12 protein-coding genes are annotated in these 13047 nt (G+C 44.9%); 7 read left to right on the forward strand and 5 right to left on the reverse strand.

Annotated elements, in window-relative coordinates; genetic code table 11:
- Positions 1-104: 104 nt before the first annotated feature.
- Together HRU78_08965 and HRU78_08970 are read right to left on the reverse strand one after the other, a co-directional pair.
- Complete coding sequence (locus tag HRU78_08965) at positions 105-680, reverse strand: PEP-CTERM sorting domain-containing protein (GenBank protein ID QOJ23766.1); 576 nt, start codon at positions 678-680, stop codon at positions 105-107.
- A 150-nt stretch (positions 681-830) separates the two neighbouring features.
- Positions 831-1217 carry a hypothetical protein gene (locus HRU78_08970; GenBank protein QOJ23767.1) on the reverse strand — a complete coding sequence of 129 codons (387 nt, stop codon included), beginning with the start codon at positions 1215-1217 and terminating at the stop codon, positions 831-833.
- Positions 1218-1679: 462 nt separating this feature from the next.
- On the opposite strand from HRU78_08970, the gene mobC reads away from it, so the two are divergent.
- The 3 genes from mobC to HRU78_08985 are packed head-to-tail and all read left to right on the forward strand — an operon-like array spanning position 1680 to position 3944.
- Complete coding sequence (gene mobC / locus HRU78_08975) at positions 1680-2069, forward strand: plasmid mobilization relaxosome protein MobC (GenBank protein ID QOJ23768.1); 390 nt, start codon at positions 1680-1682, stop codon at positions 2067-2069.
- A gap of 7 nt (positions 2070-2076) precedes the next feature.
- The gene (locus HRU78_08980; protein QOJ23769.1) at positions 2077-3381 is read left to right on the forward strand and encodes a relaxase; all 1305 of its coding nucleotides are present in this window, start codon (positions 2077-2079) and stop codon (positions 3379-3381) included.
- Positions 3382-3431: 50 nt separating this feature from the next.
- Positions 3432-3944: a hypothetical protein gene (locus HRU78_08985; GenBank protein QOJ23770.1), complete on the forward strand. Its 513-nt coding sequence runs from the start codon at positions 3432-3434 to the stop codon at positions 3942-3944.
- 152 nt (positions 3945-4096) lie between these two features.
- On the opposite strand, the gene HRU78_08990 is transcribed toward HRU78_08985, so the two are convergent.
- The gene (locus tag HRU78_08990) at positions 4097-5356 is read right to left on the reverse strand and encodes a type II toxin-antitoxin system HipA family toxin (GenBank protein ID QOJ23771.1); all 1260 of its coding nucleotides are present in this window, start codon (positions 5354-5356) and stop codon (positions 4097-4099) included.
- Entirely contained in the window at positions 5343-5681 is a 339-nt protein-coding gene (locus HRU78_08995) for a helix-turn-helix transcriptional regulator (GenBank protein QOJ24991.1), read from the reverse strand. The genes HRU78_08990 and HRU78_08995 overlap by 14 nt, the downstream gene beginning before the upstream one ends.
- Before the next feature lie 167 nt (positions 5682-5848).
- Between HRU78_08995 and HRU78_09000 the strand changes: the two genes are divergently transcribed.
- Positions 5849-6040 carry a hypothetical protein gene (locus HRU78_09000; protein ID QOJ23772.1) on the forward strand — a complete coding sequence of 64 codons (192 nt, stop codon included), beginning with the start codon at positions 5849-5851 and terminating at the stop codon, positions 6038-6040.
- 6 nt (positions 6041-6046) lie between these two features.
- Here the strand turns inward: HRU78_09000 and HRU78_09005 are convergent, their stop codons facing one another.
- Positions 6047-6562 (reverse strand): antirestriction protein ArdA, encoded by a 516-nt coding sequence (locus tag HRU78_09005; GenBank protein ID QOJ23773.1) that lies wholly within the window; start codon positions 6560-6562, stop codon positions 6047-6049.
- A 637-nt stretch (positions 6563-7199) separates the two neighbouring features.
- Here HRU78_09005 and HRU78_09010 point away from each other — a divergent pair.
- From HRU78_09010 to HRU78_09020, 3 genes are read left to right on the forward strand one after another with little or no spacing between them, the layout of a single operon-like run.
- Positions 7200-10472: a DEAD/DEAH box helicase family protein gene (locus tag HRU78_09010; GenBank protein ID QOJ23774.1), complete on the forward strand. Its 3273-nt coding sequence runs from the start codon at positions 7200-7202 to the stop codon at positions 10470-10472.
- Positions 10472-11137, forward strand: a complete 666-nt coding sequence (locus tag HRU78_09015) for a DUF4391 domain-containing protein (protein QOJ24992.1) — start codon at positions 10472-10474, stop codon at positions 11135-11137. The genes HRU78_09010 and HRU78_09015 overlap by 1 nt, the downstream gene beginning before the upstream one ends.
- Before the next feature lie 19 nt (positions 11138-11156).
- Entirely contained in the window at positions 11157-13040 is a 1884-nt protein-coding gene (locus tag HRU78_09020) for a site-specific DNA-methyltransferase (protein QOJ23775.1), read from the forward strand.
- Positions 13041-13047 lie beyond the last annotated feature (7 nt).

Here is a 13047-nt window from a genome sequence, read left to right on the forward strand (position 1 = left end):
AACGTAAGCGTGGTTGTTTAATGAGCGCTGAATTTAAATCTAAAATCCATAGCCACAAAAAACGGGAGCTTCTGCTCCCGTTACGGACTGAGTTAAAGTTTAAATTACAGTGCCGATTCTTTTCTACGACGCGACGCAAAACCAAGCAAACCCAGACCCGCTAAGAGCATGGCATAGGTTTCAGGTTCTGGAACCGGTGCAAAGATAAAGTGATCATATGCAAATCCAGCTCCCGTGGAAGAATCATCCATATAGAGGCTTGTTACGTGTGAAAATGCGCTCAGATCGACAAGACCGTTTGAAGACAATCCTACTGTACCAAGTAATGTCGCACCGTCGAAAATATTAACATCAACATGATCGCCTGAATCATACCCGGATGCGACAAAACTCAGACTATTAACTGCAGAAGAGAAATCAACTTTCAAGTCTGCTTCACAGTTACCACCACCCGTTAGTGCGCAGATCTCATGATCGATACCTGCGGCGCCTACATAAAGATTACTACCAAAAGAAGTGATAGTCGCATTGGGCAACACCAATACGGTAGTCCCTTGAGGGCCAATTGGAAGTCCACTGAAATCAAGCGTATCTGCCGACACACTGGTTGAAGCTAGTATTAAACTTGCTGAAACAATGGTTGCGAACGTATTTACCGTGCTACGTTTTATTTTATTCATTTTTACCCCCTAATTAATATATTTTTAATTAAAACAATTCGATTAGGAAGCTGTAGTGCCATCTAATCTTGTTGGAATATAGTTAAACTATATTCAACAATAAATAGTATGTACGCACTTTTTTTCTAGTACACATGTACTATTGACTCTTTATTGATTGGACCAGTGCTTAAGTATCCCATCCTTATCAAAATACAGATAAGTTCCGGTTCCAATACCGACGAAATCTGATCCGACAATGACGGAATCCGCTCCGGGAAAATGGTATTCCCACATATCTCCGCCTGGGTTCTTACGAGTTCCATAACACCACTTGCACGGCAATCCCCAGGAAGCGATGACTTGTTCTTTTGTCATACCAACCGTAAGTTCTTTCTGATCGATTGCTCTGCGTATCTCTTCCGGCAAAGCGGCATCAGATAAAACTTCCTGCCTGATTTTGTTTTCTCTAACCGCACCGCAACCACTAAGCAAAAAAATGGCTGCCACCACTGCAACAATTGATCTTTTATTCTTAATCTTAAGAAAAGTATTCATAACTACCTGATCATTGATTTATCTATGACAGATTTTACCCTGCTGGGCTCTTCATTTTTGTAATAATAAATCGCCCAACTGAAATGACGACCGAACCGAGTCATTGTAACCACGGTTGACAGGATGATTATTGCACTGATGAAATCACTTCAGAAGATTTCTTTTAGAAATACGAGGATGGGAATCTAAACACATATTTACCCTAAAGCTGAGTTTAGCGAAAAGCTGCATGAAACGGCCATTCTAAACAAGGATACTGGTTGCGGGGGCTCGCTCTGACCTTGCCCTTGGTAACAATATTTCCTTTTGCAAGGGCAAAATGGTTGCGGGAGTGCACAACCATCTTAACCTGCTATTTTCCGCAATCGGCCTTTCAGAACAAAATATTACCATATAACCTACAGAAAGTAGGAGGTTTTGCTTTAACTATGTTCTGACGGCCATTTTTAGATGGTGTGTAAGATGGCAAGCATTAAGGATAAATTTAATGGGAGAAAACCCCTCTCTCCGTTCTCAATTCGCTTAACCAAAGAGGAGCGGCAGAAATTAGATCAGCTGGCCCAGGGCACTTCTCTGGCCGAATACATACGCTCACGCATATTTGACGAAAACGCTCCGATTCGTAGAACCAAGGGGCGTTTTCCGGTTAAAGATGAACAGGTTCTTTCACAAATTTTAGGGATGTTGGGCCAGTCCAGAATTCCCAATAATATTAATCAACTAGCGAAAGCAGCAAATTCTGGAACGTTACCTGTCACGCCCGATACCGAAAAGCAACTCCATGAGGCCTGCTATTCCGTCACCTGGATTCGACGCCAATTGATACAGGCACTCGGTTTGAAAGCTGACTAAAATGATCTTGAAGGCATCACAACGAGGTGGTTCGCGGCAATTAGCCGCCCACCTCAACAAAACAGAAGAAAATGAGCATGTGGAGCTGCATGAAATTCGTGGCTTCATGGCTGATGATGTTGAGGGGGCTCTCCACGAAGCCTACGCCATGAGTCGGGGGACACGCTGTACCAAATTCCTATTCTCAGTGAGTCTAAACCCGCCTGAGGCCGAAAATGTACCCATCGACAAATTTGAAGATGCGCTGGGCCGGATTGAAAATAAATTAGGTCTGGATAATCAACCTCGCGTTGTCGTTTTTCACGAGAAGGAAGGCAGACGCCATGCTCATTGCGTTTGGTCACGCATCAACGCCGACGAAATGAAAGCCGTTCATTTGTCCCATTACAAAAACAAGCTGATGGATGTTTCCAAGCAGCTTTATCTTGAAAACAACTGGGATATGCCCAAAGGGTTTATCGATAAAAATCAAAAAAACCCACTCAACTACACAAGGCAAGAATGGCAGCAAGCCCTGCGCACCAATCAGAACCCCAAAACCATCAAAGCTGCCTTACAAGAAAGCTGGCTGATTTCCGATAGTCGCAAAGCTTTTGAGCATGCCTTGCAAGATAAAGGTTATTACCTGGCAAAAGGCGATAAACGCGGATATGTCGCAGTAGACCTTTATGGCGAAGTTTATTCACTATCTCGCCAGATAGGGGTCAAAAAAACTGACCTCACAAAAAAACTGGGCGATGCTCAGCATTTACCTTCGGTTGAAGAAGCTAAAACCACGATCTCCGGTCGGTTGACTCAGCAATTCAAGGGCTACAGCGATGAATTGAACCTCAAGCACAAGCAAGAGCTACAGCCGCTTTTTCACGCCAAGCAGACAATGACGCAGCAGCATCGCAAAACCCGCACAGACCAAAAGCAGATGCACGAAAATCGCTGGCAAGCTGAAGAACAAGAACGTGCAGCCAGATTGCGAAAAGGATTCCAGGGTCTATGGGATAAATTAACCGGCACATATCAGAGAACCTGCGCCAAAAACGAAAAAGAAACTCAAAAATCTTCCCTGCGGGATAAAGAAGAAAAAGAAACCCTGATCGCCAAGCAGCTTACCGAACGCAGGAAACTCCAATCACAATTCAAGGATTTACGCCAGAAACAGATTGCCGAGCGTGCTGACCTCTTCACTGGCATGAACAAACATTACAAAAATATTGAGCGCCAGGATGAAATCAGAAAGCTTTATGAACAAGAAAAAATCAGAATACAGCGCACAATTAAAAATAAGGAAACAACCGATTACGATCCTGAAATTTAGACCAGCATTCAGACTTTAAAAAAATTTTGACTGAGTATGGAGAAAGCATTGTGAAAAAGCCAAAATCAAAAAGAAAAAATTTTATTCCTTTGTTTCTTGTTCCCAAAGTGCGCAAACGCCATGTTCTACTAATTTTTCAAGCATTTGAAATACCCTGGAAGCTGTTCGCTGAAGGTGCGCTCAGGAACCGATTTTTTCATGAAGAGATAATGAAACGAGGATCAAAATGCCTGACCTGTGATCGTCACTTCAATGGCGAAAACGCTGCCATATCTTCCAAAATTGAAAAGCACCATCATTGTTATCTGCGACTGTGCATCGGAAACCTTCTGCCTTCAGATTCTGATGACATTTACAGACCAGCCAAAGATAGCGAGTTTCCACTGGTTCCAGACTGCCGACGCTGCAAAGCAGAAAATCCAGAATACTATCAGGGATGTATAAAGAAAATTTTCCCAGTCCATGGCAAATGCCATGAAGACATTCACGAGTTGGAAAAACTGCTCTTCACAAACCTCAAAAAGAAATTACGCGCTGATTTTTTGTCAGCTGTGAATTCATAGAATCCTGCACAACTTCGCCACGCTATCCGCGCTCTTCTTCATGGTGAAGGAGATAAAAAGCGCCATCCAGCCGGATGAAGGAGATGGTGCATGATTGGTCATTTGAACGTTCGCTTGAAACCACCTAGGTTTCCGCGACTTCGTTTGGAAAATTACTCTGTTGAGAAAGAATTCAAAAATTGCCTGCCCCATAGCAGTTTCTTGTCAACTTCGCTGAGTTCAGCTTCTTCACACACGCCATCCCAATGCCGTTTGATTGCAGAAATCATCTTTTCAAAAATGGCGCGTGCTTGCACTTCGGAAAGCAGAAAGTTATGAGCGGTCTCAAGGCAGGATTTTAGCTGGCTAAGATTATTATTGCCGGATATGAGCATAGCCTGTGAGGCTTCATTACCAGTGCGGCCTTGCGGACAAATATCATAAGCCGGTGTAAGGGTCAGTTCTTTGCCATTCCAGAATGCGGCATGATTTCGCGCATGATCATCAGTGTTACCACAAAGAATATTAAAGACGAGGCGCGAAAACACTTCCTCAAGTGTCGCTTTCGGATCAGTAAAACGATGACGGATAATTTCTGCAAAGGTTTCATAGCTTGCGTAACGCGCCATCATGTCATCAAGGCCAAGCAGTGTCAGTACCGAAACCATCGCTTTACGCGACCAGCCTTGATCTTTTTTTGTGCGGTCAAAGCGCTCTATCAAAAGCACATCTTTATTTGCAGCCTTGATAAGCTTTACAGGCGCAACATTCAAGCCAGAGAGCGAAGCGAGCCGCATAGCAACAAATTCAGCTTTGACAACACTATACAAGTCAGCACTAGAAGAAAATTTGGCGACGTATTTTTTGCCTTGATCCTGGATTAATGCCTTTGGACGTGCTCCGCCGATGGAGCTGCCATGGAAGAGCGCTTGATCCAACTCAGATGTAAGCGGAATGCCTTTTTCAACCCGTTCAACAGATTCAATGAGCTCTTCCATGCTCACATTGTTTGCTGAGCGTGGAATATATTCGGTTGGCGAGCGCTGAAAATCGAGCGCACCGATACGATCAGAGCCAGATTCCAATAAATAGGTCAATTCATCCAGTTCACCCGTATCCGTGCTTGCACCTTTGCGTCCCAGTTTTTTGTTGATAATGACGCGCCGTCCCCACGCATCGGGTGCTGCATCCCGAATACAGCCTGGCATACTCAAGCCTTCGTGTAGGGGCAATACGCCTGCTTTTAAAGGTAATTCCGGCTCGTAAATTGCAATGGCTGGTTTTTTGTCACGGGCACGCTCCAGGTAGCTCTTACCGTAGTTGAATAGGATATTGCCGTTATCAGCTTCCAGCCTGCCTGCAACGACAGGTTCAGTCTCATCCGGCAACCATATCCAGACATAAGCCTCTTTGTCATGACTAGAAATCATCATGCACCACCTTAGATTTTTTGCGCACGGATTTCGGCAATAACGACAGCTTATCTTCTGTTTGGCGGATATGCCTGGTCAGTGTGGTTTCATCGGCATCAAACAGCTTTACACCGACGATGATCGCCACTTCGAATACGGCTCCGATCTCGCATTTAAGATCGCCTTTCTCGATACGTTGTAGCAATCCTCTCGAAATACCAGCGCGATCTGCAACCTCCTGAGCGGTAAACTTCCGTTCTTTTCGCGCAACGCTAATTAACTCTCCCAGGAGGAGAGACGCTTCACGACTATAACGTGAGTAAGTTCGTGTAATTGATTTTGGCATCGCTTTAATTTGGTTCATATATAGACCGTAGAATGCCTTTATGATCATTCTGTGAATCACCATAATAGGTATTGAGCTCTAAGTCAAGAGAATATTGATCTATATATAGATCATAAGATATTCTAACGACCTATATAAAGATCATTTTTGTGCGGGAGATAACCCTAATGATTCTCACAACTGAGAGTGCCAAGTGCGCAGCACACTCCTTTAAGCTGAACCGACAAACTGTCGGTCTCGTTTGTACCTACCGGCAAAAGCTGGTAGGTGATCGCCGCCGAAATCTGCAAGGTTTCGGCGGCGGCGATTTTTTTCACCCCAAGAAAAAAGCGCTGCCGGTCTCGGCCAGCAGCGCATAATTTGCTTTAGTGGTTCCAGAAAATATGAACTTCCTCATATCCTGCTTCTATGGTGAACACATCGCCGTTCAATTCCATATCGCGGCCCATTCTTTCATAATCGATATAGAAAGAAAGATTTTCAGGAATCTGCGTTGTTTCCTCTGTCAATTCCTGGGCATAATCGGCCAGCGATTTATAACAGCCGCAATAATTTTCTTCTGCAGCTTTTCTGGCTTCGCCTAAATCTCCGCCGAAGTTGTTTAATAATTCACCGCCAAAATCTGGATACTCATCTATAAAGCAGGCGATTTCGTGCGCGGCTTCTATCCCTTCATATTCACCCAACGCATAACCGTCAAACCCTTCATAGTCATGAATTGCGTATTCCTCCGCGAACCCTTCGGGGCTGCTCGCAAGCATTTTATTAATTTGCTCTTGAATTTCTTCCAATTCGTCACAGGCATCAATCCAAACGCCGTGAAGCCTGCCATTATTGTATGCGGCCAAATCTGCAACATAAATTCTGATTTCGGTGTTCATAGTCTTATCTCCTAAAATTCGGTGTTGAGGTTCTAAGCGAAGCGCTTTGCCTCGCTCAGAACCTCTGCCGACTAGGGCGACTAAGGCGGTGGTGAAAAAGTCCAGAAAAATTGCGGAGGGTCTGCCCCACGCAGTGGATCAGGCGGAAACCGTCATTTTTCTTGACTTTTGAGGGGACAAGATCCCTTCTATTTTTATTGTTAAAGCGCACCATGTGTGGTGCTGACATCCTCTTTCCTCAACAAGAATTAGAATAATCAACCTTTTGTTCTGCTTTATAAGAAGCAGTCTCATATCAATCTTCTGTAAAATTGATTAAAGGTACAAACGATATGCGTATTACATCTGGTGCTTACAAGCATATAATCTCCCTCGTTTTTCCTCCGGCTAGTGCCGTGGCTCAAAACAGAATCGTCCATAAAGAGCTAGAGAAAGCGACAAAAATATATTATATGTGATTGTTTATTAATGTAATTTACGACGACTTGGTATTAACCAAGACACCGTATATAAGTGGAGTGGAAAACATGATATGCCCGCTCACCGCACGCACTGACTTTGGAAACTCAAGAAGGATGATGTGGATGTATGGCCAAATGCTGGTGGCGTAGTAGAAAATAAAAGAAGAATTCGGACTATGAACATCATTGATAATATTAACTCTTTGCTTGGTGATGATCTTAAGGCATTCATTCACTCAAACGCAAAGCTAAAGATTGCTGCGTCCTGCTTCTCCATTTATGCGTATGAAGCCCTGAAGTCCGAGTTTTCTAAGATTGAATCCTTGGAATTTATTTTTACAGCTCCGACCTTCATCCCGAATGAAGTCACTGACAAAATTCGTAAAGAGCGTAGAGAGTTTTTTATCCCTAAGGCCAGTCGCGAAAGTGCGCTTTATGGATCAGACTTTGAAATTCATCTCAGAAATAAGCTAACCCAGAGAGCTATTGCTAGGGAATGCGCTGCATGGATTCGTAAAAAGGCCATATTCAAGTCCAACAAGCTTAAAGCCCAGATGCAGCAGTTTATCTGCATTGAGGGTAAAGAAAATAATGTAGCCTATGCCCCCCTGCATGGCTTTACTGCCGTTGATTTGGGGTATCAGCAAGGTGATGCGGTATCCAATTTTGTTAATCGCCTTGATGACCAAACCCATACAGGCAGATATTTGCAGCTCTTTGAGCAAATCTGGAATGATCCGACAAAGCTGGAGGATGTCACAGAGGCTATCTGTGAACATATTGAATCCGTCTATCAGGAGAATTCACCTGAGCGGATTTATTTCCAAATTCTCTACAATATCTTCAATGAATTTTTGGCAGAGATAGACGAAGATGTTTTGCCCAATGATCGCACAGGCTATCAGGATAGCCTTGTCTGGCAAAAATTGTTCAATTATCAGCGTGACGCTGCCGTAGGCATCATCAATAAGCTGGAAACCTATAACGGCTGCATTCTTGCCGATAGCGTTGGCCTTGGGAAAACCTTTACGGCGCTGGCCGTGATTAAATACTATGAGCTAAGAAACAAGTCTGTGCTGGTTCTCTGCCCGAAAAAGCTGGCTGATAACTGGCTTAACTATAACAAAAACCTTAAGACTAATATCTTCGCTAAGGATCGTTTCGGCTATGACGTTTTGTGTCATACCGATTTATCCCGCACCTCTGGAGATTCCTATGGCATTGCCCTGAATAGGATCAACTGGGGTAATTACGATCTGGTCGTGATTGATGAATCTCATAACTTCCGTAACAACGAGGCTTTCAAGGAAAAGGAAACCCGTTACCAAAAGCTTATGAACAAGGTCATACGCGAGGGCGTAAAAACAAAAGTTTTGATGCTTTCTGCTACACCCGTCAATAATCGTTTCAGCGATTTAAGAAATCAGTTAGCCTTGGCTTATGAGGGTGACTCTGAAAACCTGAATAAAAAGCTGAAAACAAAACGTAGCATCGAAGAGATATTCCGTAGGGCCCAGACAGCATTTAACAACTGGACAAGACTTCCCCCTGAAGAAAGAACTGCTCGCGCCATTCTTGAAAACCTAGACTTTGATTTCTTTGAATTGCTGGATAGCGTTACGATAGCTCGCTCACGCAAGCATATCGAGACATTCTACGATACAAAGGATATTGGAAAATTCCCTGAGCGTAGAAAGCCATTATCTTTCCATTGCCCACTGACACACCGGGGCGATGTCATGGGTTTTAACGAGATTTTTGGACAGCTATCGCTGCTGAAATTGGCCGTCTATGCGCCTGTCAGCTATATCCTGCCCAGCCGTATTCGTAAGTACGAAGAGATGTACGATACGGAAGTTGAAGGTGGGAGAAGCCGCTTCCGGCAGGTTGACCGTGAACGCAGCTTGCAAGCGCTGATGACAACCAACCTGCTCAAGCGCCTTGAAAGCTCTGTCGAGGCTTTCAGATTAACGCTAGGCGCTTTGCAATCCAATATCACCAATACGCTTGAAACGATTGAACGCTTCCAGAAGAACGGCCAAGCGATTCAAGTATCCGATTTTACCGACGGCCTTGAAAACCTTGAAGCTGAAGAAGACGATTTCTCCGATTTTGGTGAATCTGTTGGCGGTAAAGTCCAGATCAGCTTGAGCGATATGGACGTGGATTTATGGAAGAATGACCTCAGCGGAGACTTGGCGTTGATTGAGGCTCTCATGGCTTCAATGGTCAAGATAACGCCGGAAGATGATGCCAAGTTGCAGCACTTGCGAGGCCATGTTTTCGGGAAGATTGATAACCCGATTAACACAGGAAACAAAAAAATCCTGATTTTTACGGCCTATGCCGATACGGCAAACTATCTGTATGAGAACCTTTCCAAAACCATTTTGGAACACCGGAAACTGCATACCGCCAAGGTTACGGGCAAAGACACGCCTAAATCCACCCTTGGCAAAGGCTATGATTTCCAGTCGATTCTGACGCTCTTCTCGCCGCGCTCCAAGGAAAAGGCCTTGGTGATGCTGGAAGTAAAAGGCGAGATTGATATTCTGATTGGCACGGATTGCATCTCCGAAGGCCAAAACCTTCAGGATTGCGATTACCTGATTAACTATGACATTCACTGGAACCCCGTTCGGATTATCCAGCGTTTCGGACGCGTGGATCGTATCGGCTCCCCTAATTCCACCATCCAGCTTGTGAACTACTGGCCGGATATTACGCTGGATGAATATATCAACCTGAAAGAGCGCGTCGAGAACCGCATGATGATTGCGGACGTGACCGCCACGGGCGATGACAACGTACTGACCGCCAAGAGCAGCGAAGTTTCCTATCGCAAGGAACAACTGCGCCGCCTTCAGGATGAAGTGATTGAGCTGGAAGATGTCAAAACAGGCGTATCCATCACTGACCTTGGGCTGAATGATTTCCGCATGGACTTGCTGAACTACGTCAAGGAACATGGCGATATGGACGATGCGCCTAAGGGAATGCACGCTGTTGTTCTCGCGCAGCCGGAATTAGGCCTGAAACCGGGCGCTATCTTCGCCCTGCGTAACCGCAATGATGGCGTGAATATCAACCAGCAAAACCGTCTGCATCCCTATTACCTGATTTATATCGCCAAGGATGGCGAAGTTATAGCCAACCATACCGAGGCGAAAAAGCTTCTCGATCTGGTGCGGACAAGCTGCAAAGGCCACCATGAGCCGATTACCACGCTTTGCCGCCTGTTCAATGAAGATACGGACGATGGCCGCAACATGGCCGCGCAATCCGAATTGCTCAGCAAAGCCATACGCTCGATGATCGACGTGAAAGAGGAAAAAGACCTTGATAGCCTCTTCTCCGGCGGCAAGACCACCGCCTTGATGAACACCATATCGGGGCTGGATGATTTTGAGCTGATTGCCTTCCTTGTGGTGCAGGAGAGCAAAAATTGATGCTGTTTGATTACCCTGTCCAAGCCGCTTTTGGCCGCGTCCTGCCCAAGAACAAGATTTACGAACACGCCAGCCCGACTTCGGGGCTGAAGGAGCTATTCGTGCGGCAGGTGGATCAGATTGTCTGGAAATACAAACTCGCGCCGGAAACCATCAATCTGCCCAGCACAAAGGCCGTGCCGGAAATCCAGGTCTTTCATGTGTCCTTAAAAAATGGAGAGCTGAAAGAAGATGTCCTTCGCTGCATTGATAAGGCTATCTCGTTTCCAATTATCTTTGAGCTGCATTATGAAGGTAAGTGCAAGGCGATTGCCTGTTACAAACGCCCGAATGAGGCCGATAGCGCAAAATGGGTGGTAAGCGATTATTTTGAAACAGGCTGGCTGGCGGATAACGCCAAGCGTTCGAGCCTACCTGTGGTGCTGGATTTGGGCGTTCTCTACGAAAACCTGTTATCGACCCTAATGCCATACCCCGCCATAGGCAAAGAAACCATGCCGGAACGCATAGCACGGATCGAGAAAATCCGCGCTAAAGAGCGGGAGCTGGAAAAGTCAGAAGCACGTTTAAACAATGAAAAGCAATTCAACCGCAAAGTCGAAATCAATGCCGAAATCCGTGCTATAAAGCAGGAGATTGAGGGCATGACCACGGCGGCAGGATAAGTGAGTAAGGTAGCAAAAAATGGAAAAACTAAAGATGCACACGCCAGACCTCACGCAGGATCACATCAATCGTATCCGCGAGCTATTCCCGAATTGTGTGACCGAAGCGCGGGATGAAAGCGGCAAGCTGAAACTGGCTGTGGATTTTGACCAGCTCAAGCAAGAGCTGAGCGATTCCATTGTGGAAGGGCCGCAAGAGCGTTATCACCTGAATTGGCCGGGTAAGCGCGAAGCCTTACTCACCGCCAATGCGCCGATTGCTAAAACATTGCGCCCTGTACGTGAAGAGAGCGTGGATTTTGATACAACCAAAAACCTCTTCATCGAGGGCGATAACCTCGAAGCCCTGAAACTGCTTCAGGAAACCTATCTCGGTAAGGTCAAGATGATCTACATCGATCCGCCGTATAACACAGGTAACGATTTCATTTATGAAGATGATTTTGCAGGAGAAACAGAAGAATTTTTTCGTAAATCCAATCAAAAAGATTACGATGGCAATAGGCTTGTTGCTAATACAGAAGCAAATGGAAGATTCCATTCAGATTGGCTTTCAATGATGTATTCTCGGCTAAAATTGTCGAGAAACCTATTATCTGATTTGGGACTAATATTTATTAGCATAGACGATGGCGAGGTTGCAAATTTACGGCGTTGCTGTGATGAAATTTTTGGAGAAGATAATTTTGTCGCACAAATCGCGTGGGAAAAACGATATACACGATCAAATAATGCAAAACGCTTTTACTCACTTAAAGACACAATCCTTGTTTTCAGAAAATCCAAAGCATTGGATGTAATAAAAGAAAAGAGAACAGAGAAAGCAGACTCTAACTATAGCAATCCAGATAATGATCCTAAAGGGCCATGGGCAACTTCCTCCTATGTGAATCCAGCAACAAAAGAAGCTCGCCCTAATTTAGTATATGGGATTACTAATCCTTTTAGCGGTAAAGTAGTCAATCATCCGACTCATGCTTGGAAATTCAGCAAGGATGAAAACAAGTCACATATTGAAAATAAAAGATTGTGGTGGGGAGCAGATGGTAATGCTGAGTATCCACGCTTAAAACTTTATCTTTCTGAACAAACTGATGGCATGGTGCCTGTTGATGTGTGGGATTACAAAACCTCAGGCACTACTGATGAAGGTGGAAATGAAATAAAGGAACTGTTTGGTCGGTTTGTTTTCGATACGCCAAAACCAACAAAATTAATCCGAAGAATGCTTGGCATTGCCACATTAGCTAATTCCGATGATGTTGTTTTGGATTTTTTCGCAGGCTCCTGTAGCACTGCTGTTGCCGTACTGCAAGCAAATGCAGAAGATGGGGGAAGAAGAAAATCAATTTCGGTTCAACTGCCAGAACCATGCAAAATGGGTGGAACTGTGCAGACTTCTGATTTTGAAAATATCGCAGAGATTTCTAAGGAAAGATTACGCCGAGCTGGAAAGAAAATTCTGGAAGGACAGTCGCATGAAAGCTGGAACAAAGATATTGGTTTCCGCGTCTTAAAAATAGACACATCTAATATGACAGAGGTGTATTACACGCCGGATGGCGTGAAGCAGGAAGACCTGCTGGCCGCCGTGGACAATATCCGGCCAGATCGCACCCCTGAAGACTTGCTCTTCCAAGTGCTGCTGGACTGGGGCGTGGATTTAACCCTGTCGATTGCCAAGAAAACCTTGCAGGGTAAAACCGTATTCTTCGCGGATGGCAATGCCCTTGTCGCTTGCTTTGATACCGGCATTACCGAAGAACTGGTCAAGGAACTCGCCGTCGATAAGCCCCTGCGCGTGGTATTCCGTGATAATGGCTTTGCATCTGATTCCGTGAAGATCAATGCCGAACAAATCTTTAAACAGATGTCCCCCGGCACTGATATGAAATCAATTTAAGAGGCTG

The sequence above is a fragment of the Gammaproteobacteria bacterium genome (assembly GCA_015709635.1).
Taxonomy (GTDB): domain Bacteria; phylum Pseudomonadota; class Gammaproteobacteria; order Burkholderiales; family Nitrosomonadaceae; genus Nitrosomonas.

Coding starts and splice junctions, on each gene's coding strand:
- HRU78_08965 (QOJ23766.1), bottom strand. CDS start 680: ATGAATAAAATAAAACGTAGCACGGTAAATACGTTCGCAACCATTGTT.
- HRU78_08970 (QOJ23767.1), bottom strand. CDS start 1,217: ATGAATACTTTTCTTAAGATTAAGAATAAAAGATCAATTGTTGCAGTG.
- mobC (QOJ23768.1), top strand. CDS start 1,680: ATGGCAAGCATTAAGGATAAATTTAATGGGAGAAAACCCCTCTCTCCG.
- HRU78_08990 (QOJ23771.1), bottom strand. CDS start 5,356: ATGATGATTTCTAGTCATGACAAAGAGGCTTATGTCTGGATATGGTTG.
- HRU78_08995 (QOJ24991.1), bottom strand. CDS start 5,681: ATGCCAAAATCAATTACACGAACTTACTCACGTTATAGTCGTGAAGCG.
- HRU78_09000 (QOJ23772.1), top strand. CDS start 5,849: ATGATTCTCACAACTGAGAGTGCCAAGTGCGCAGCACACTCCTTTAAG.
- HRU78_09005 (QOJ23773.1), bottom strand. CDS start 6,562: ATGAACACCGAAATCAGAATTTATGTTGCAGATTTGGCCGCATACAAT.
- HRU78_09010 (QOJ23774.1), top strand. CDS start 7,200: ATGAACATCATTGATAATATTAACTCTTTGCTTGGTGATGATCTTAAG.
- HRU78_09015 (QOJ24992.1), top strand. CDS start 10,472: ATGCTGTTTGATTACCCTGTCCAAGCCGCTTTTGGCCGCGTCCTGCCC.
- HRU78_09020 (QOJ23775.1), top strand. CDS start 11,157: ATGGAAAAACTAAAGATGCACACGCCAGACCTCACGCAGGATCACATC.